The following is a 21,543-nucleotide window of genomic DNA, read 5'->3' as shown; positions in this document are numbered from 1 at the left end:
ACTCTTTCTCAGAGAGAAAGAGTTTTCGACCTAACACACAAACACAAACAATAGAGAAAATTCTTTAATAAAAAAGAAAAATACTCTATGTGTTACGCTATTTGATAGCAGGAATTTCCTGCTCTTGGGTTGCGCTTCCCAAGTCTTTTGAATGTTTTTGTCCAGAAGAAACTTCATTTCTTCCAGTAAATTTGCTCATTGAGTTGTATACATTAAAAATATTTCCTGCAAGGAAATCGTATACTCGTGTTGGTAATACACCACGCAATAATGGTACTACTTTTACCATAAATGGTTCTTGAACCAAAATTTCATTTGTTTTTACAGCTTTAATAATATCTGATGCAATTTCTTCAGGTATTAAAAGTGGTGTAAGAAGAGGCGCAGAAGCTCCATTAAACATTCCTGTATCAATATAACCAGGCATTACCGTTGTGACATGCAAATCTGTTTTCTGACTCTCATTGATTTGCTCCATCTCTAAACGAAGTGATTCAGACCAACCCAAAACAGCCCACTTACTACCTGCATAAACAGACATACGAGGATTTGGTGTAAAAGCTGAAGCTGAAGAAATATTAATAATATGTCCTGCTCCTTTTTTAATCATTCCAGCTACAAATGCTCTAGCGATGTGCATCACGCCCAAAACATTTATACGAACTGTTTTTTCAATATCTTCATATGAATGGTCTTCAAAATGCTTTCCTACTACAATTCCTGCATTATTGAATAAAATATCTATTGTTCCTACTTCAGTTGCTACTTTAGAAGCGGCATTTTGAATGCTTTCTAAATCAGAAACATCAACTTTATAAGTATGAACTTTATATCCTTTATTTCCAAATTCTAAAGCTACTTCGTCAAGCCCTTTTTGATTAATATCCCAAATTACAAGCTCAGAAGCTCCTTCTTCCATACACTTACGACCCATAATTTTGCCGATTCCACTTGCTCCTCCTGTAATAAGTACGATTTTGTTGGTTATTCTTGACATAATAGTAGATAAGTTTAGTTTAGAATTTCTTTGTTATTATAATCTTTTTTGACTAGTTGAATATTTTTTATGTTTCAAAATTACTCGGCTTGCAGAGTATTTATATAAAACGAGTTTATTAGAAATAAGTTGTAAAAAAACAAAAAATAATTTTAGCTTCTCAAACTTTATCTTTCTTACTTCTTACAAATTGACTTAGTTATTTCTGAATTTACTTTAGCATTCTTTCTATCATTTTCCAATGTGTAGTAAGCAAATCTTCTTTTGTAAGAGAAAAATAATGTTCAATGATATTTATTTTTCGCTTTATGACCTGCAAAAGACCTGTAAACTGACTCCAAAGAACGAAAGCAGTTTCGAATGGATTGCCTTGTTCGGCAATACTTCCATCTTTCGCTCCTTCTTTAAGTGCTTTTACCAAAATTGTAATCACTGCATTTCCTTCTTCTAAGGCTTGTAATGATTCAGCTTCAGCAGAAGCAAGGTTGAATGTGTCATTCTGATAATCCAAAATAGTTGTAAAATAATTTGGATATTTTTCTGAAAACTCTACATAAGTCTTTCCTACAATAATGACTTTTTCATAACCTGAACTTCCTTCTTTGGTTGCTTCACGAAGCATTTTTTTTAGAATTATAAAACCTCTCAAAATGATAGCTCTATATAATTCTTCTTTGCTTTTAAAATAAAGGTATAAAGTTCCTTTGCTAAGTTCGGCAGCTTTGGCTACTTGTGCCATTGTTGCAACAGAAAAACCGTGCTTGAAAATTACATCTTCGGCTGCATCAACGATTGCATTTCTTCTATGCACTCGTTCCCTTGCCTTTCGCTCTGCTATTCCCATTGAAAATTAAATTCTGACTAAGTTGTGTGTCTATTATTTTTGATTGAATATTCAACCCATAAATGACCGACAGTCATTATATGAACATAAAGGTAGCACAAAGGTTTGAATTTGCAAATTTTTTCATAAAAAAAGTAGAAATAATTTAGAATTTAACGTTTATAAGTTGCTTTTTATCAATTGGTTATGAATGTTTTTGTACTCTGATTAGAGTTATTTATACTTTTCCAGTATTCAAATTGTTTCTATAAAAATGACCGAGTGTCAGCGAGCATTATCCTTCATGGCTACTTAAAATTATTTTTTAGTTATTGTTACATTTTAACAAAAAAACACGTCGTTTATGTATAATTTTCTTTTCACTTTAATTTATGTTCTCTACTTCTTTTCTTAATTCTTTTTTATGAAAGTTTTCTTTTTTATGCTTGTCTTTCAGTCCATGAGTTTGACTGTCTTTGCTAGTGAGCAGAGTGTTTCTGATAGCATTTTAACTAAAGACACTATTTTTTTAGTGGCTGATAGAATACAAAATATTGATTTTGAAAAAGTACGTGTAGAAAGTGATACCACCAAAAAAGAAGAGCTTATATCTGAAAAAAATCAAGTGACGAGTAAAAAACAAAAAAAATCTAAAAAAAATAGAGGAAAACGCTTAGCAGTCTTAACTTTCATTTCTGCATTTGTAGGCTTAGGACTAATAGTGGGAGCAGTTGTAGCTGCAATGAGCAGAGCAGTAGGAGTAATCGCTTTGCTTTCTACAGGTCTTGGATTATGTTTGTTAGCACTAATAATGGCTTATTTTGCCTATTCTGAACTTTCTTTATTTGATCAATTAACAGGAAATCCACATTATTTTTACCATTATTTATTGAGAAACGGTATTCAAATGGCTGCTGCACCTTTTGTTTTTATATTAATTGCGTTACTTTTTTTTCTTTACACTCGTTTAGCTAATGCCTAAATATAGGTTTTATTTTTTCATAAATTCCAAAGTGAGAAAAATTTGCGTTCTATCTAAGGAAGACTACAAAAATAAATTTACATTTTTAGCTATCTATAAAAACAGTGTTAAAACCCTGTCCAATTTATAATTCATAGCGTATTTTTGAAAACATATTTTTGTAAAAAATCACAAAAGGTAGTTTTTTAATTGAACAGGGTTAAAACCTTGTTTATTAATGCGTGAATTTTTCAAAGTGTAAATTTATTCATTTTATATTCCTAAGAATAGGAATAGTAAAATCTAGTTTCTTTTCCTAGTACAATAATTTTCCCAATTAGTACATATTTTGATTTAATTAGTAAAGTAGTGTACTAGTTTTACTCAAAAAAATGCAAAATAAATTTAATATGGGTTTGATTTCTGTTTAAATTATCTAATTTTGCACATGATTTTATAGATATTCCCTTTGCCTTGTAGAAAAACGTTTTTTTAGATAAAGAATTGTTTAGTAAATAATCTGAAATGCTATTAATTTCAAATTATATTAAAGGTAAATTTCTCAAAATCAACAACTATCAACTACACACAAATAAATCATAAACTATAACTTTAAGGACAAAAAATACTATAGTTCTTGGATATAAGTTATAAGTTGAGATTAGTTATTTAAATTAGAATTTCTCTCTTGCTTTATTTTGAAGTAAGTTTAATATAAAAAAATTTCCATTTATTTTATCAGCTTAATTCTTTTAGGTGAATAAAATAAAGAAACAATCCTGCTACTCACTCTTTCTTATGGGTTTCTTTGACGTATTTACTAGCGATATTGCCATTGACTTAGGCACAGCTAACACACTAATTATTCATAGAGGGAAAATCGTCGTGGACGAACCTTCTATTATTGCACTTGACAAACGTACAGGAAAAGTAATGGCTATCGGAAGAAAAGCCATGCAAATGCACGAAAAAACACACGAAGATATTCGAACTATTCGTCCTCTTCGTGATGGTGTAATTGCTGATTTTGATGCAGCTCAACAAATGATAAAAGGGCTTATCAAGATGATAGAACGTAGTCGTTTTAATCTTTCCAATCGCATCGTAATTTGTATTCCTTCTGGCATTACAGAAGTAGAAAAACGTGCTGTAAAAGAATCTGCTGAACAAGCAGGTGCAAAACAAGTCTATATGATAAAAGAACCAATTGCAGCAGCTATTGGTATCGGTATCGATATTGAGCAGCCTGTCGGTTCAATGATTGTAGATATAGGAGGTGGAACAACCGAAATTGCTGTTATTGCACTTTCAGGTATTGTTTGTGACCAATCTATACGTACAGCAGGAGATGTATTTAATAAAGATATTTTAGACTATATGCGTCGTCAGCACAATCTTTTAATTGGAGAACGCTCTGCTGAACGTATCAAAATTGAGGTAGGAGCTGCCATGTCTGAGCTTGAAAATGCACCAGATGATTATGAAGTGCGTGGAAGAGATTTGATGACAGGTATTCCAAAAGTAGTAAAAGTATCGTATAGCGAAATTGCTTTTTCATTAGATAAATCTATTTCAAAAATTGAAGAAGCTGTTTTGAAGGCTCTTGAGATTACTCCTCCAGAATTAGCTGCCGATATTTACGAAAACGGAATTTATTTGACAGGTGGTGGTGCGCTTTTGCGTGGACTAGACAAACGACTTTCTCTCAAAACAAAACTACCTATTCACATTGCAGAAGACCCATTACGTGCAGTAGTACGTGGAACTGGCATTGCTCTGAATGATGTAACTCGTTTCAAACCTGTTTTATTAGACTAAAATATAAAGTTAGAAGTCAGATTTTAGAAGTTAGAATTAAATTTTAATTTATCCTGCCTTTGTTGGTGTTTTAGCGTAGTTACACCAACAAATAAATGTAATTATACAAATTGAAAGAATTAATTAATTTTCTTTATCGGTTTCGTAATTTTTTGCTTTTTCTTTTGTTAGAAGCAATCTGTTTTTGGTTGATTATAAATCACAATACTTATCAAAGAATTGTTTTCTTGACATCAGCTAGTTCTGTCGTTGGAACAAGTTTAGATATGCAAAATTGGATAGCTACTCGTTGGAACTTAAAAGATGAAAACGAACGACTTTTAGAGGAAAATACAAAACTTCATTCTCTTTTAGCTTCACAAATACGTAAAAATCAAGTTAATGACACAATTGCTTTCGATAAAGCATATCCTAATCTTTCCCAAAAACAAAAGGATAGTTTGAGGCTTTTTTCATTGTCTGAAAAGTTTGTAGGTCTGGATTCACTTCAACTTTTATCTGTTTCTGAATACCAACTTATTCCTGCTAAGGTTATCAAGCATTCTTATTTATTAGAACGAAATTTCCTGACAATAAACAAAGGAAGCAAACAAGGAATCAAAAAAGGAATGGGAGTGATTACAGACTCTGGAATTGCAGGAAAAATAGAAGCTGTTTCTAGTAATTATGCAACAGTAAGAAGTATTTTACATATTGATTATCAGATAGCTTCACAGATAAAACGCAATGGAGTAAATGCTACTACACAATGGGATGGTAAAGATTATCGCAGTTCAAATCTTTTATATACTTCTGCAAAAGATATAAAAGTAGGTGATACAGTAGTTACGAGTGTAGAAAATAATTTTTATCCAAAAGAATTCTTAATTGGTTATATAGAAGAGGTTAATTTTACTTCTGCAAAAGGCAATTTTAATGAAGTAAATATACGTTTGGCTACTGATTTTACAAAACTCTCTTATGTTTATGTGATAGAAAACCAGTATAAATCAGAAATTGATTCTTTAGAACAAGTTACGATAGAGAAATAGAAAAACGAGAAAAAAATGAATCCAAGTACAATTACTCAATTTATAAGTTTTTTTATTTATTGGCTTCTTCAAGTGTTACTTTTCAGAAATGTAGCTCTTTTTGATACTGCTTTTTGTTTTGTTTATGTAGGTTTTTTAATTTTACTTCCTCTTGAAATAAGTCTTACAACACTCTTACTTTTAGGGTTTGGAATGGGGTTAGCTGTAGATGTTTTTTATGATACTGCTGGTGTACATGCTGCTACAATGGTCATTATTGCATTTATTCGCCCTTCTATTATTCAATTTATACGTCCTAGTGGAGGTTATGATGGTATAGAAAATCCAACTCTTTCAAAACTAGGTTTCAACTGGTTTGTAACCTATTCAGGAATTATTTTATTTCTTCATCATTCTATCTTGTTCTTAATACAAGGAAGCAATTTTTCGCTTTGGCTTTCTAATTTTTTTGTAATTTTAGCAAGTACAGTTTTGAGTTTGTTTGTACTTATAATTGGGCAATTTTTATTTTACAGAAGTAAATAAATTTACAGATAAACACCCAAAAAAAACACCTGAAATCATTATTTTAGGTGTTTTTTGGTTTATTGAAAAACTAACAAGGCTTAAGTAATTGGACAGAATTACATATTATAACAAAATCCACGATTTTAATCGTGGGAAAAGAGGAGCAGAAAGGTGGAAAATACCCTCAAACTTTCATTCTAAAAAAGATGCTTAATAATATTTATTTTCTATTAAATAATTCTTGACATAATCCTCTACACCTTCTTCTAGGGTATGAAATTCTTTAGTATAGCCTGCTTTTTTTAATTTTTCCATATCAGCCTGTGTATAGTATTGGTATTTATCACGAATATCAGCAGGTGTATCTACAAAATCTATTTTAGGAGTTTTATCAAGAGCATAAAATGTGTTTTTGACCAAATCTAAAAAAGTACGTGCAGTGCCACTTCCTAAATTATAAATGCTTGATTTGGGTTGCTCATTCATCAAAAACAAACATACTTCTATCAAGTCTTTTACATAAACAAAATCACGAAGTTGCTCACCATCTTTAAAATTAGGATTATGAGAACGAAAAAGTTTCATTTCACCTGTTTTCAAAATCTGATGATAGGTATGAAAAATAACTGAAGCCATACGTCCTTTATGAAACTCATTAGGACCATAGACATTAAAAAACTTTAATCCTGCCCAAAAAGGAGGAGTTTTGTCTTGTTCTAATGCCCAAATATCAAACTCTTGTTTTGACTTTCCATACGGATTAAGAGGTTTTAGCAGTGGAATTCGGCTTTCATCATCTTCATAACCATATTCTCCTGCACCGTATGTTGCAGCCGAAGAAGCATATACTAATGGAATTGAGTATTCGACACAGGCATTCCACATTTTTTTGCTATAATCTACATTCAAATGTTCAAAAATACTATAATCAAACTCGGTAGTATCTGTACGGGCACCAATGTGAAATATGAATTCTATGTCGATGTAATTTTTTTTGAGCCAATCAAAGAATTCTTCACGTTCTACACGCTCAGTAATTTGCTTTTCTGCTAAATTTTTATTTTTTTCGATAAATGAAAAGTCGTCTACAGCGATGATACGACTATGACCAGCTTCTAAAAGACGACTAATTAATGCACTACCAATAAAACCTGCTGCACCTGTTACTACAATCATTTGTATTATATATTATTTGTATGTAGGATAATTAGAATAAAATGAGTATCCATTTGAAAATATCTTTATCAATTTATAGTGAGTTAATCAACAAATAATCACTCATGTATTACTCGTTTTTTATTATCTTTAGCATTAGTTGAAGGAAAAGAAAAAACGAAAGTCAAAAATACCAAAAATAAGAATATTAAACCTAATTTGAAAGCCATACAACCAATATTTTCATAGATACATCGAATGAAAATAAAAATCAATGTTAGAAAAAAAAATAGGTACTCTGTTTGCTACTTTGATACTAGGATACTTCATTGAATCAAAAATACTCATAAGACAAACTCTAAACTAGCTATTATTTTAGTATACTTTTATAAAATTTTAACGAGCTATTAGTAAAGTATTGATTTTTGATGTATTTTTGAATTGAAAACCAAGACTTTATCACAAATATTACTTACGTATGCAACTGTTTTTTTACTCATTATTTTTAATTTTTAATTGGAATTTTTTCCTGCTCTCTGCTTCAGACTTATCTGTAAATACAGAAAATAGAATTGTGGAAGTAGCTGAAAAACCTCAATTTAAACTTACTGAACGTAGCACTCCAAATGGCTGTAAACAAGGAGGTTGTAGCTTTGATAGAGGTTATGTTAGCACCCGTTCTACAGATTGGGTAGTTGTAGCTATTTTTGTACAAACAAAATCTGGATATTGGGAGAAAAAAGAATATACAAGACAAGGAGCTGGTTTTATTGAATTAAAACTTTCTGATTGTAATTACACAGGAAATTTTTATGCTTTTGCTTGTTTTCAAGATGATGGAACTTGTTCTTTTCCTGATACCTATAAAATAGAAGAAATACATAAAAAGAAAGATCAAACTCCTTTATTTAAAGTTTTTAAGGTTGATAAATTGCCTTGTGAAGGAAATGATACAGGTGCGACAGCAGAAAAAGGATATGTTTATTCTCCAAGTGGTGGACAGGTAGAAATTACACTGTTTATGGAGAAAAAAGATGGTTCTTGGAGAAAAAAAACCTATTTGTTTTTTGGAACAGGAATGATAGAACTTGATATGAAAGGCTGTGATTTAACAGGAAATTATAAAGCAACTATTAGATATGCTTCTTAAAAGTTATAAATCTAATTTTTCTAAAACAACATTAAATACAAAAGTCATTTACACTTAAATTGTAAATGACTTTTTTTATATAAAATTTATCTAAAAACAAATGAGACTTTATTTTACTCGCAAAAGCATATCTGTGAAATATCCTTTACAATCTGTATAAGACTCTACAAACTCAAAACCTGCTTCTGCTGCAATTTCCTTCATTTGACTTGCACTATATTTTCTAGAAATTTCGGTATGGATAGTTTCTCCCCATTCGAATTTAATAGTTTTATTTATTTTTTTTAAGATTACTTCTTGCTTTGCTCCACTTATGATATAACTTCTTACTTCACCTGTCTCAGGAACATAAGTAGAATAGAAGTCAAATTTTTCAATATTAAAATTTGCATTTAATTCTCTATTTATTCTCCTTAAAAGATTTAGGTTGAATGCCTTTGTTACTCCACTAGCATCATCATACGCCATTTTGATAATGTGTGGATGTTTTTTGAGATCAAATCCTAAAAGCAAATAATCATCTTGATTAAGATTTTGAGCTAATTTTTTCAGAAAACTGAGACTTTGTTCATTTCCAAAATTTCCAATATTTGAACCTAAAAATAGAACAATATTTCTTGTGCTATCTTCTCTAGCTAAACTATTTTTAGTTTTTAGTTGTGCCAAAGCCTCAAAATATTCTCCTTCTATACCTTCAAAATTAAGAGACGGAATTGTTTTGGTAAATCTTTTTTTGAGTTGATAAAGAGCTTCTGCTGAAATATCAATAGGAAGATAGCTAAAAGGAGTTGCCTTTTCTACAAAATAAGATAATAAAACTTGTGTTTTAAGTCCGTCTCCAGCTCCTAATTCTATTAAATTAAAAGTTTTAATATTCTCTGAAAACTGACTATGCAGTTGTTCTTTGTAGGATTCAAAAATTTCATATTCACTACGAGTAAGATAATACTCAGGCAAATTCATAATTGTTTGAAATAGTTTACTCCCCTGATCATCATAAAAATATTTAGAAGATAATTTTTTGGGAGTTGCTTCCAATCCTTCTAAAATATCTTTTTCGAAGGTAGATAATGTATCTATTGTGTCAGAGTTTGGAGTAGAAGAAATCAAGAGTAATAGAGATTAAACAGAAAATAATAAGATTAATTGTATACTTCTGCTAACTTATGGAACTACTTTTGGTTTTATTTTTATGGAAAAATATGCAGGATAAAATACAGAATAAAATTTGCCTTATTATTTAGCGACTGTTGTTTATCACTCTTTGAATACGTATTTTTGAAAAAGCGTCTAATTTTGAATCTCTCTTTTCATTTTTGTTTTTTATAGTTTATGAAAAAAACTACACTACCTTTGGTATTATGGATTTTAGTTCTTGTTGTTTCACTAAGTTTGGTGTATGATATTTTTTCACGTAAACAAACATCTGAGCAAACGAAAGTCTTGATAGAACAATCAAATAAACGTTTGAGAGGCTTTTTTGACCTTTATCAACAAGACAAAAATAAAATAGGTTATTTCAAAACTAACTGGAAACAAGCAAAAGGAGATTCGCTAAGGCATCTTCAAAGTATGGAATATGCCTATGAAAAAAGTCAATCTTTGAGAGAACGTATTGATGCTTTTCGTCAAGAAATGATAGAACCAAATTATAATTCAGTAGAAAATAACGAACAACTTTTTTTATCTCAAAATGCACAGAATTTATTAAAAGATAGCCTTCAAGCCTATCATTATAATATTATTGCTGAAGAGTGTAAAGATTGTGCACTTGGCTCAGATGCTTATTCAGATACTGAGTTAGAACTATGGAAATTAGAAAATACACTTCCTTTAGTTTGGAATACAGCTTTACTTAGCTTAGAGGCTAAAACATGGTTGTTACAACACCGAGTTATAGATTTCCATTCTAAAAAATATATAAACAAAGAAACAGCTAATTTTCCTTATGATAACGGACAATTATATGTCAAGCCTGAATTTAGAGTCGTTGAGGAAGGCAAAACATATAATGCACAAGCATTTTATGGAATGAGTGTGCCTATGTTGTACAGTTATTTATCCATGAAAACTGATTTTCAGAAAGTCATGGTAAATAATAAAGGAGAGGGACGTGTTTTATTTACTACTTGGACAAGTAGCTACGACGAATCAGGAGAGTTTCATAAAACGTGGGAAGGTGACATTTATATTATGAAAGATTTTATGTTATTGGATAATGCCCTTCAATTTAGTGACACAACATTAAATGTAGAAGATGATTATATGCTAATAAGAGAGAGTTATTAGTTTATTTTTTAGTTTTATGTTTTTCTCTTTTATAATCCCAAGGACAGTTCAAACATATATTTTTACAACAATATCCTCTTTTTAAATGATACTGAGCTGTAAAAACCATCAATCCTTCTTCATTAAAGTAAAAATCTCCTTTTTCTATTTGAGACAATGGTTTTTCGAACACTTTTCTTGAAGTTTAGTAATTTTGAAACGGACAAAAATAATCAAATAATTGTCAAAACTAAATAATTTGTTTGTCTGTATTGTTTAGAACGTCTATAAATCCTTCAAATATTTCTCAAATTTCTCTTTATTCAAGATAATTTGCATTTCATCTTTTAAATCTAAAAGCTCAAAAACCAACTCTTCTTTGTGACGGTTTACCTTTATATTAGTCAATTCACCTTTCGGATCATTGGGAGCACAAAACTGTCGGTATAGAATAGCATCTTCACCAAAGACAGTCATTTCTTTATATTCTTCCTGTAATTTTTTGATTTGAGAAAGAAGAGTTTCATTGATTACTCTTAATTGTTCTTCTGGAAGTGCATCCGTATAATTTTCTGAATTGTCAGCATTATACTCAAACTGAATTTGTAAGAGTTCATACAAATCCTCGTTTTTATAAGCCTCTGTCAGACGACGCATAACATCATTTTTTTCTCCTTTTCGTTTTTCATCTTGTTCCAAATCAGGATGTAAGTCTTTAGCAAGACGAGTGTAAAGAATACGTAAAGCCTGTGCAGTATCGAAAGGTTTATTCTTTTTATCTGAATGAAAAACAACACGTTTTTTATTTCCTTTATCAAAATCTTCTATTCTGAATCCATCACTTTCTTCGCTTATATTTTCAGAATCTTCATTTATATCAAAACGCTTTTTGTCTTTATTTTTTTCTCTGTCTTTTCTCCAATCAAAAAGTAAATCATTTACAGCTTCTGCAAATTCTTTGGCTGCATCACTAGCCGAATTAAAGACATCTGTATCTAAGTTACGATTGTGTTTGACGTATTTTTTATACATTTTACGAGCAGGTTCGAAACGATATTGCTGTAAAAGTTGATGACTTCTATCCTCAATCAGTTTGCGAATATGTTCTTTTTGTTTGAACGTAAAAAATTGTTTTTCATACGCTTCATCCAAAATACGCACAAACTCAAATTTTTGTGTAGCAATTCTGTCAATAATTGGCATTAAATCCTTACGAACATGCTGACGAGCTTTTTCTATTTGATTTCTAGTTGTTCCAATATCTTTTTTGATGTATTGCAAACGTTGCATACGAAACTTGTACACACGTTCTGCATGTGTACTTTGTTTTTGTTTATCATCATCACTATTTCCATTTCTTGATTGCTTAGAAAGTGGAATAAGTACATTTTCTGTCTCTTTTTTATGGCTATTTTTATACTTATTCAAGTCTAAACTACCAAAATCATCAGTAGTTGATTCTTTAGGCTGGTTTTCTAAAGTTGTCCTATTATTGTTTTTATTGTCTTTCATATAAATTTCCTACTCAAGTAAATAAGTTTAGCAGATAAACGAGATTTTGTGACTTAGGGTTTGGATAGAGTTATTTTTTTTAGCTAAAAAGAAATTTGTTATATAATCTAATTTTCCAGATAAGGGATTTTCCTCGTTTTAGTATCTAAAATTTGCTTTTTTTAATAAAAAACACCTTTTTGTAATTTGTTTTTTTATTTCTTTTAAACTACTACTTTTTATGAGATACTTACTCTTATTATTATTCGTTTTTTCTTATGGAAATATATGGGGACAAAAAACTGTTAAACCTATCTTAATAGCTCAAAAAGGACAGTTCAATGTCAGAGGGTATGAAAGAGAACTAAATGATATCACAGAAATTCGTTGTTTGCATCAAGACAAGGAAGGTATTTTATGGCTGGGAACTCTTTATGGGTTGTACTTTTATGATGGTTATGAAATAAAGCCTATTACTAGACTGTTTCCAAAAGCTATAATGTCTTATGTAAGTGCGATTACAGAAGATAAAGATGGAAATATATGGTATGGAAACTCAAAATTACACTTTTACAATAAAAAACAATATTCTTTAGAAGAAATTGACCTAGAAGAGGGGAATGAATTATTAATTACTAAACTATTTTTCATTAATCCAAATACACTTTGGGTAACAACTGCAAAAAATGGCATTCTATCTATTGATATTTCAAACAAAAATCTAAGTTCTACTAATTTTCCAATTCAAGATAAAAAGATTCATGATGTAGCTTACCTAACTTCTGATATACTATGGGTGGCTACAGATAGTGGATTATGGGAATATAGTTTAAAAAAGAAGGTGTTCTCTCAAGTAAAAATAGATTTTCTAAAAGAGGACTTAAAAGTAAGAGACATTTTAAAAGATAATAACCAAATATGGTTAGCTACCAACCAAGGGCTTCTGAAAAATAGTAATAATCAATGGAAACTTTATTCTTTTAATGAACAAGTAGAAAAAAAACAGAATGAAAAGATAGACATCGACAATATAACAACTATACAACAAGACCAAGACGGGCGACTATGGATGGCGAACTATTATGAAGGTATAAGCTTGTTTTATCCAAAAGAAAATAAGTTTTTTAATTATACTCCTACAACTAGCTCTCATATAGATATAAAACAGAGAAATTATAATGATATGCTAGTAGACAAATTAGGTCATACATGGATAGCTACTAGTTCTGCTTTGTATCGTATTGATGCAAATAACATAACTATACGCAGATTCTACCGAGAACTAGATAACAGCCTTACTCTATCCACTCTTTCTTCTGAACAGATTTGGGAAATACATGAAGATAGCAATAAAAATATCTGGGTGGGAACAGCACACTACAAAACTTCTGGACTTACCCAGTATGATAGTAACTGGAATTTTGTCGCAAATTATCGTCCAAGTGAAGAGAATTCTAAAAACATTAGTGGGAGGGAGATTTATGCTATTTTAGAAGATAGGCAAAACAGATTATGGGTTGGTACAGGGCTTGGAATTAATTTATTTCATCCAAAAACCAAAACATTTAGTCAGTTTTATCCACCTAATCCGAGTTCGTCAGCTCTAATAATTTGGAACATCTATCAAACGAAAGATGACAAACTTTGGTTTGCCTCCTACGACGGACTCCAGCAATTTGACTATGATAAGAGAGAATTTAAAATTTACAGACCAGACTCTACAGCTAATAGTTTAGCAAACAAAGTATGGCTTATCTATGAAGACCTAAAAAGTGATATGTGGATAGGAATGTATCCAAATAGACTTTATCGTTTTGATAGAAAAACAGAAACCTTCGAACACATGAAGTTTGTAGATGCTAAGGGCAAACAAATAAATAAGATAATACCTATTTCTATTTTTGAAGATAAAAATAAAAAACTTTGGCTCATTACTATGGGAGAAGGAATATTCTATTTTGATAGAACTAGTAATCGATGGAAACCATTTTTAGGAAATATACCTGATAAAAAATGCATGACGGCAGTAAAAGACAAAAAAGGAAGAGTATGGATTAGTGCTAATAAAGAAACCTTTTTATTTATTCCTGAAAAAGAAGAAATTATTCGCTTTAATGGGCGAAAAATGCTTTCGAATGGAGCTAATGCTATTTCAGGAACATTACGTGAAAATGGGGAAGTAGTTTTCGGAAACCATGGAGAATTTGTAACTTTTCATCCAGATAGTCTCATGATGGATAAAAATGTAGATATTTATTTAAAACTTCTTCACGTAAATGCAGGTAGAGATAGCTCTAATATGGAACTGAAGGGAGGGCTTTATAATCCCCAACATCTGATTTTGGAAAAAGGTATCAACTCATTTACTATTGAATTTACAGCTATTCACTATCAAGAAAAAGAAGAAGTTAGGCTCTCCTACTATCTTGAGGGATATAGCAATGACACTTTAGGTATCAGTCCAGATAACAAAAGAATTTCATTCATTAATGTTCCTCCAGGACATTATACGCTTATTATTAGAGCTAAAGATAATATAGGTGGCGCAGAAGCAACTCTTACACTACCAGTAACTATAAAGGCAGAGTTTTATCAAACGTGGTGGTTTTATGCCCTGCTTATTTCTTCTATGGTAATAAGTTTCTTCTCGCTTCTTACTGCTTTTTTAATTAAAAGTAAAAAAAATGTAGTAATAGATAAACAAAAAAAAGAAATTGAAATTCTTCAAGATAGTTTAGAACACGATTTAGATAATGATGTATTAATTATTCAGAGAGCTGGAAAGTTTCATATTAAAGATTTATTAAAGAAGGAAAACCAAAATCTTTTTGAAAACTTGCAAAGCAGTTTGTTAGCCATTGCTAATTATTATGTCTTTATAAATAGATTGAGCAGAAGTAAAAGTAATATAGAAGTAAAAGAATTGCTTGATGATATATCTATGAATATTCTCAAAAAATATAATTATGAAAGTATAATTGATGTCAAAACAAAATCTAATTTGGATGCTAAAATAAAAGGAGAGCGTTCAGCAATTAGAAAAGTAGTTGTATGTATAGCCGAGCTTATCCGAAACACATTAAAATATGCTTTTCCAAAAGAGTTTTTAGAGAATAATCAAATAAAACCTACCATAAATATCAAGCTATTTAAAGAAGAAGGAAGTGTATTTATTGTTTATACAGATAATGGAAAAGGCTTTTCAGAAGATTTATCAAAATATTCTAATAAATCAGCATTAAGAAACGGAAGAGGTTTGAAAATACTAAAAGATGTTTCTTATGAAGAAGATTTTATATGGAAAAATAGAGAAGAAGGAGGAATACTTGTACAGCTAAAACTAAAAATAGATATAAATAAAAAGGGTATTTAGGGAAATAAAAACATCAAAATACGATGTTTATCCTCAAAAATGCGATGTTTGTTTAAATAATTTATTTTTATGTATGAAACGATAAGTAAAACTACTACTTTGATTTATCATACATTAAAAAAAAAAAAATGATAAGAATTTTTTTAGTAGAAGATAATTACTCTGTAAGAGAAGAATTAGTCACAGAATTCAAAAAATTAGGTTGTTTTATAGCAGGAGAAGTAAGTGATATAAGCGACGAATCATTTCAGAAAGCTATTTCTTCTAATGCCGATTTATTTATTTTGGATATTGAATTAGAACGTCCTTTAGCAGGTTTTGAATTTGCTAAACGATTGATTGAACATAACAAGTTTATTCAGTTTGCTTACCTTACCAAAGAAGAACATTTGTATGAAACAGCACACGAATCTAAAGGCTATCCCAGACCATTTGAATTTTTGGATAAAAAAGATTTTATTTCTAAAGGAATGGACACACTTTTAAAAAGACTGTTATCAAAGTTTAGATCTGAACAAGCTCTTTTTGTACGTATTGCAGCACAGAAAATAAATATAAAAGACATTGTTTTTATAGAAAAAAAGCTAGAAAAATCTGTATTAGATGTTTATTTAAAAAATGGAACAATTCTAGAAATGGCGACCAATCTCAAAGACATAACAGATCCAACTACAAAAGATTACATTTCTACGCTCACGCAAGCACATGGAAAAAGTTTGCTTGTAAATGAAAGTTATATTATGAAAGTAGAAAGAGAAAAAGGAAAAGATAATCATGCTACTCTTTACTTTGAATTAGAAAATGGAAAAATAATGTATAGAGAAACAGCTAAAAAGGAAGGAATTAAGTTTTTTAGAAGGCACAGTTAAAGTTTTTTTTAAGAAATACGACGAATACCTTTGATTTTACGCCTCAAAAAAAAACTAATTTTTAAGTAAAACTCTTTTTAAAGACCTTTGAAATAGTAATTATTTTAGAATCTTTAAAAGAGTTTTTTATGAAAATTATCTCAAAATGTATTTTATCTGCCTTGCTCTTATCTACTTCTGTTTATTCAACTTCTTGTACAGATAAGGAAATTATACAAGAAATGGAACAGCAAACGCAAAGCAAATCATTAATACGTACACAAGCCTCAATTTTGTCAGCAAACTCGTACTCTGACATTTCTGTAGGTATATATCGTTCTCAATCAAAGTTTAAGTATGCATATCAGCACCTCAAGCAGAAGCCAGGTGAATGTAGTTGGACATCTTATGTTTGTGCTGTGGCAGCGATTCGTCGTGGTAATGGGTTGTCTTATGAAGTAAATTATCCCAAAGTTACTCGTGTTCGTAATGCTTGCAACAATAGTAGTTATATCACTAAAATAAAGTGGTTTGCTGAAAATTATGATGATCGCTCTACTTACTTGACAGCTCCAACAAGTCAATTTCAAGCAGTAAAAAACATGATTAATCATCTTGATACTTACCAATCTCCATTTTTAATTATTGGTAAAGTTAGTGGTATCAGTCATTACAGGACTGTATGGTCTATTAACTGGCAGGGCAGTATTTATAACTCTACTGTATATTATACAGACACTCTGAATCCTACAGAATCAAATATTAACAACCAATTTAAGCCAATTAATTTTGCTGCTTTCTTAGCTAATATGCGCTCTGGCTCTAGCTTTGGAGGACATAATATGCTTTTTATTGGTAACTAAATCTCATTTATCTCAAGGATAAGTATTTTTTATCCTTGAGATTTTCTTTTTATCTAGTCAACTTTTCAAACTTTCGTAATTATGAAACAGATATTTCAGACTTTTAAACTACTGGTTTTGGCTTGCCTTTTTTTGGGTGTTAGTCAGAATATTTTTGCTCAAGTTACTATTACCTCCTCTATTCCTGTTACTCAATTTACTGGCTGTGGAGCATTAGATGTAGATTGCAATCAAGTGAGTGGCTCTCAAAATATAAATACATATAAGGGAGATGAAATTCGCTGGCGAGTTTCTAATATCAATGAATCTACTCGAACAGTTACTTTTCAAGCAGTAAAATGTAATTCAACTGCATTTATTGGAAGTGGTGAATTCAATATTCGTTCTACAATCTGTGATGCTCCTTGGTTAGGAGTAGGAAATAACTATGCAAGCACTACATTTAATAGTGGTAGTATTCTACTTACAGTTAGTTATACATTTCCTTCTAATTTCACAGGTTCACAAACTTTCAAAGGAGTATTAGAATCTAATGTAAGTGATGCGTTTACTCATGCACGAACTCCTGATATTGTAATTACAGTTACTAATGTTGCGCCAGAACCTTGCAACACACCAACAGGAACAACAGAAGCAAATATTACTACTACCTCTGCCATCTTGAACTGGGATACTATGGCAAATCGTAATGATTATACTGTTCAGTGGAGAGAAATGGGAGGGACTTGGCAAATAGTTACAACTTCTACTAGTTCTTATAGATTAGATAATCTCCTCACACCAAGTACAACCTATCAATGGAGGGTGCGTACAAACTGTACAGGAAACACAAGTTTATATACTGCGAATAGAACTTTCACTACTGATGCAGCCTGTGATATTCCAACAAACACATACGAAGATAATCTTACAGCAACAAGTGTTAGTTTAGATTGGTCTAGTGTTTCTTCTTCAAACTTTTATAACGTACGTCACAGAGAACAGGGAACAAGTAGTTGGATAGTTGACGCTCCTACTAGTAGTAATCTACCTCTTAGTGGTCTTTACCAAAACACTACTTACGAATGGCAAGTAAGATCGCACTGTCCTTCTGAAAATAGCGATTATTCTCCTATTCGCACTTTCACAACCGAAGTATCTTGCGATATACCAACAGGAACAACAGAAAATAATATTACTACTTCTAGTGCTGATTTAGACTGGAATACTATTTCTTCTGCAAATTTTTATAATCTACGTCATAGAGAACAAGGAACAAGTAGTTGGATAGTTGATGTTCCTACTAGTAGTAATTTTTCTCTTACAGGGTTAGCTGCAAATACTACATATGAATGGCAAGTTCGTTCAGATTGTGGAGCAAATGAGAGTAGTTATTCTTTTACTCGTATTTTCTCAACGCCTCCTCCTTGTGAAGCTCTACCTGCTTATAGTGTATCAGCTACGGAGGGTAATTGTAATGAAGTAGTTTTGACTATTCAAGATGTATTCAGACAAGTACCTGATAGATGGGTAATTATGCGTGATGGAACTCAAATTGCTGTAATTCCTAGTAATGAATTAGAATATACAGACACTAACTTGCTAGATGAAAATATTCATACTTACGAAGTATTTGGACAAAACAGTAATTGCCAAAATGATCTATCCTCTCCTGTAAGTACACAAGGTTATGCACATTTATCAAATCCATTTGATATAAACCAAGCTATCCGAAGTGGAAGTATGGAAGCATCAGACGGTACGTTCAGCGACCGAATTGAAGTACAACTACCAGCTTTGAAACGAAACTATCAGTATGAAATATTTCGTGTTAATTCAAGTGGGGTTGTAGAGTTGCTTGTCCCTACCACTATATTTTTCAATGACCAAGTTTATTATGATAACAATGTAGTAGTAGGTGAAGAATATACATACAGAGCTAGAGCCTACAATGACTGTATGACACCTTCTAACGACTACATTATTGAAACAGGTTATGCAGGGTCTCTACAAAACAATATACTAGAGGTGTCTGCAGTTGGACTGACTAACCCAGTTCAAAATGGAGGTACTGTTGATGTAGGTTCTATCGAAGTAGGACGAACAAAAGATGTTCCTATTTATTTAATCAATAACAACTCCACACAGTTAAGTATTTCATCAACTACATTAGAAAATCCATTTTATTTAGCAAATCCTATCACAAGTGCTACAAATATTGGTATTGGTGGTAACTATCGTTTGCTCACACAGTTTTCTCCAACTAGCACAGGACGTTTTAGCAAAACATTGACTATTGAGTATGAAAACCAAACATTTTTTATTACATTAACAGGAGAAGGTACTGACAGAGGAACTTTGGATATTACTCCAGTAAACTGTACTGAAACATTTGCTTTTCCTAATATAGAAGTTGGAAATACAATCGAACAAGAGTTTGTCTTGACGGCTAGAGGTCAACCTGTTACAGTTCAAGCTGTAGGACTATCAGCTATATCAAGTACGTTTGAATTTGTAGGAGGAGTGCCAAGTCAAACTACCCTACAAGTGGGAGAAAGTTTGAGTGTTCGTATTGTAGCTCGTCCAACAAGCGTAGGTTTGCATAATGGAGTATTAGTTATTATAAGTAACGCAAGTGCAATTAGTTGTGAAATTCAACTAGAAGTAACAGCTACATCTCCTCCACCCCCAACAGCCGATTTAGCTTTGAAAGCAAACGATGTAACTTCTAATCAAAACGAAGTAGAACAGAGTTACACCCTAGAAGGAGATAACACGCCACTTGCTTCTTATCTTACATTTAGAGTTACTTATACTGGAGTTACCGAAATAGTGGTTTTGCCCTCTTTGTTTGCAGTCAGTCATAGAATCGTTGAAATAGCTCCTAATGTACTTGAGCTTAGAGCTGTTGTTTCTAGTACCAGTGGCTCTACTTTTGGTCTGACTTCTGGAGATGAATTACTAAAAGTGAAAGTAACACGAAGCAGTACAGCCGAAGATTGTATTCCAGCAGAAATTACTAGAGTAGCTGCCATTGACGAGGACAGAAATAGATTAGATATAGAATCAGAAAATGGAACAATTTGTAAGCCTACTTTAGCAGACATAACTGTAAGGGTAAAAACAGCTGATGGAAAGCCTGTAAACAATACAAGAGTGATTGTAGAAGGACAGACTTATACGACAAATGCAAACGGAGAAGTAGTTCTTCCTCACTTGCTTGATACAGAATTTTCAGCTTTAGTAGAAAAAGACAATTTTACTACTCCTCATGCAGACTTTGTAGAAATCCTTGATATTGCCATTGCAAATGACTTGGTTATTGCTGATGAGGGAGAATTCTCTTCGTTTATTAAAATTGCTGGGGATGTAAATAAAGATAATGAGAATTTTTTGGAAGACATAGATATGATTATCAATGCATTCTTTGGAGATACGTTTCCTTGGAATGATACTCCAGATTGGGTGTTTACTACCATTGATGCAGCTACAAATCCATTTTCGCCTCGTTATGCAGAAGGAATTCCTGCAAGAACAATTACAGAAAATACAACAATTGAAGTAACTGCAATTGCACTAGGTGATTTAGATTTTGAGTATGCTCGTCCGACAGATAGAATAGAAATATTGCCTCTTTATGTAGAACGTAAAGTGGAAAAACTGCAAAACGAAGAATACAAAGTTTCTTTCATTACTACCAATACAGCTGATGTAGAAATATTTTCTGCTCGTTTTGAGGGAGAAGGAAAAGAACTGACTTCGCAAGTATTTGATTTGAAACACAGAAGTAGAGAAAACAAACTTGTAGTTCTTGGTATGGATAGTAACGGCAAAGATAGATTTGTAGATGAAAATACAATCTTACTTTCTTTTATCACAAAGAATCCAGATGCTAATGTTACTTCTTTTGAATATGTCAATGAAAATAAAATTCCTTATCCGATTTTATTAAAAACAGATTCAGAAGAAGGAGAAGAAAGAATTGATGAAATTGTTATTTTCCCCAACCCAAATAAAGGGAATTTCTTTATCCAAAGTCCAGAAGTAGGTTTTATCTCTATTACAGATGCCACAGGACGTACTATTTTTGAAACAGAAATTGAAGCAGGAAAGAATCAAATTACTATTCCAAATGCAGCAAAAGGAATGTACAACTTGATTATCAGTTCTCCTTCTTTCTCTACTGTCAAAAAGATAGTGATAGAATAAAAGTTAGTCAGTCAATTCAATAAAAATCAAAGTAGGTAGCATTTTTTTGCTACCTACTTTTTATAAAAAA

General features: G+C 31.3%; 16 protein-coding genes. 10 read left to right on the top strand and 6 right to left on the bottom strand.

The annotated features are described in order from the left end of the window. Positions 1-97 precede the first annotated feature (97 nt). Both V9L04_RS06915 and V9L04_RS06910 read right to left on the bottom strand, forming a co-directional pair. Positions 98-997, bottom strand: a complete 900-nt coding sequence (locus V9L04_RS06915) for an SDR family oxidoreductase (RefSeq protein ID WP_338793356.1) — start codon at positions 995-997, stop codon at positions 98-100. A gap of 211 nt (positions 998-1,208) precedes the next feature. Next, a complete protein-coding gene (locus tag V9L04_RS06910) occupies positions 1,209-1,841 on the bottom strand; it encodes a TetR/AcrR family transcriptional regulator (RefSeq protein ID WP_338793355.1) in 633 nt (210 codons plus the stop codon). A gap of 403 nt (positions 1,842-2,244) precedes the next feature. Here V9L04_RS06910 and V9L04_RS06905 point away from each other — a divergent pair, with 403 nt between their 5' ends. From V9L04_RS06905 to V9L04_RS06890, 4 genes are all read left to right on the top strand, one after another. After that, entirely contained in the window at positions 2,245-2,802 is a 558-nt protein-coding gene (locus V9L04_RS06905; protein WP_338793354.1) for a hypothetical protein, read from the top strand. Between the two features lie 777 nt (positions 2,803-3,579). Continuing rightward, positions 3,580-4,599 carry a rod shape-determining protein gene (locus tag V9L04_RS06900; protein ID WP_338793353.1) on the top strand — a complete coding sequence of 340 codons (1,020 nt, stop codon included), beginning with the start codon at positions 3,580-3,582 and terminating at the stop codon, positions 4,597-4,599. A gap of 227 nt (positions 4,600-4,826) precedes the next feature. Next, the gene (gene mreC / locus V9L04_RS06895; RefSeq protein ID WP_338793352.1) at positions 4,827-5,630 is read left to right on the top strand and encodes a rod shape-determining protein MreC; all 804 of its coding nucleotides are present in this window, start codon (positions 4,827-4,829) and stop codon (positions 5,628-5,630) included. A 15-nt stretch (positions 5,631-5,645) separates the two neighbouring features. Next, positions 5,646-6,155 (top strand): Rod shape-determining protein MreD, encoded by a 510-nt coding sequence (locus V9L04_RS06890; RefSeq protein ID WP_338793351.1) that lies wholly within the window; start codon positions 5,646-5,648, stop codon positions 6,153-6,155. A 192-nt stretch (positions 6,156-6,347) separates the two neighbouring features. Here the strand turns inward: V9L04_RS06890 and rfaD are convergent, their stop codons facing one another. Next, positions 6,348-7,313 carry an ADP-glyceromanno-heptose 6-epimerase gene (gene rfaD, locus V9L04_RS06885; protein ID WP_338793350.1) on the bottom strand — a complete coding sequence of 322 codons (966 nt, stop codon included), beginning with the start codon at positions 7,311-7,313 and terminating at the stop codon, positions 6,348-6,350. A 457-nt stretch (positions 7,314-7,770) separates the two neighbouring features. Between rfaD and V9L04_RS06880 the strand changes: the two genes are divergently transcribed. Then, positions 7,771-8,442, top strand: coding sequence for a hypothetical protein (locus tag V9L04_RS06880; protein ID WP_338793349.1), 672 nt, complete (start codon positions 7,771-7,773; stop codon positions 8,440-8,442). A 108-nt stretch (positions 8,443-8,550) separates the two neighbouring features. Here the strand turns inward: V9L04_RS06880 and egtD are convergent, their stop codons facing one another. Then, complete coding sequence (egtD, locus tag V9L04_RS06875; protein ID WP_338793348.1) at positions 8,551-9,552, bottom strand: L-histidine N(alpha)-methyltransferase; 1,002 nt, start codon at positions 9,550-9,552, stop codon at positions 8,551-8,553. A gap of 222 nt (positions 9,553-9,774) precedes the next feature. On the opposite strand from egtD, the gene V9L04_RS06870 reads away from it, so the two are divergent. Beyond that, complete coding sequence (locus V9L04_RS06870; RefSeq protein ID WP_338793347.1) at positions 9,775-10,731, top strand: hypothetical protein; 957 nt, start codon at positions 9,775-9,777, stop codon at positions 10,729-10,731. Position 10,732: 1 nt separating this feature from the next. On the opposite strand, the gene V9L04_RS06865 is transcribed toward V9L04_RS06870, so the two are convergent. Then, positions 10,733-10,903 (bottom strand): DUF5522 domain-containing protein, encoded by a 171-nt coding sequence (locus V9L04_RS06865; protein ID WP_338793346.1) that lies wholly within the window; start codon positions 10,901-10,903, stop codon positions 10,733-10,735. Between the two features lie 92 nt (positions 10,904-10,995). Beyond that, on the bottom strand, positions 10,996-12,222 hold the full coding sequence (locus V9L04_RS06860; protein WP_338793345.1) for a hypothetical protein: 1,227 nt from the start codon (positions 12,220-12,222) through the stop codon (positions 10,996-10,998). 220 nt (positions 12,223-12,442) lie between these two features. Here V9L04_RS06860 and V9L04_RS06855 point away from each other — a divergent pair, with 220 nt between their 5' ends. The 4 genes from V9L04_RS06855 (at position 12,443) to V9L04_RS06840 (ending at position 21,473) form a co-directional block, all read left to right on the top strand. After that, positions 12,443-15,574 (top strand): two-component regulator propeller domain-containing protein, encoded by a 3,132-nt coding sequence (locus tag V9L04_RS06855; RefSeq protein WP_338793344.1) that lies wholly within the window; start codon positions 12,443-12,445, stop codon positions 15,572-15,574. A 128-nt stretch (positions 15,575-15,702) separates the two neighbouring features. After that, a complete protein-coding gene (locus V9L04_RS06850; RefSeq protein ID WP_338793343.1) occupies positions 15,703-16,443 on the top strand; it encodes a hypothetical protein in 741 nt (246 codons plus the stop codon). A gap of 128 nt (positions 16,444-16,571) precedes the next feature. Then, a complete protein-coding gene (locus tag V9L04_RS06845) occupies positions 16,572-17,285 on the top strand; it encodes a hypothetical protein (protein WP_338793342.1) in 714 nt (237 codons plus the stop codon). A gap of 81 nt (positions 17,286-17,366) precedes the next feature. Then, positions 17,367-21,473: a T9SS type A sorting domain-containing protein gene (locus V9L04_RS06840; protein WP_338793341.1), complete on the top strand. Its 4,107-nt coding sequence runs from the start codon at positions 17,367-17,369 to the stop codon at positions 21,471-21,473. The last annotated feature ends 70 nt before the right edge of the window (positions 21,474-21,543 follow it).

It is taken from the genome of Bernardetia sp. MNP-M8, from assembly GCF_037126285.1.
GTDB lineage: Bacteria > Bacteroidota > Bacteroidia > Cytophagales > Bernardetiaceae > Bernardetia.
The sequence above is the reverse complement of the archived record's forward strand: the minus strand, read 5'-3'. Positions and strand labels throughout refer to the sequence as shown.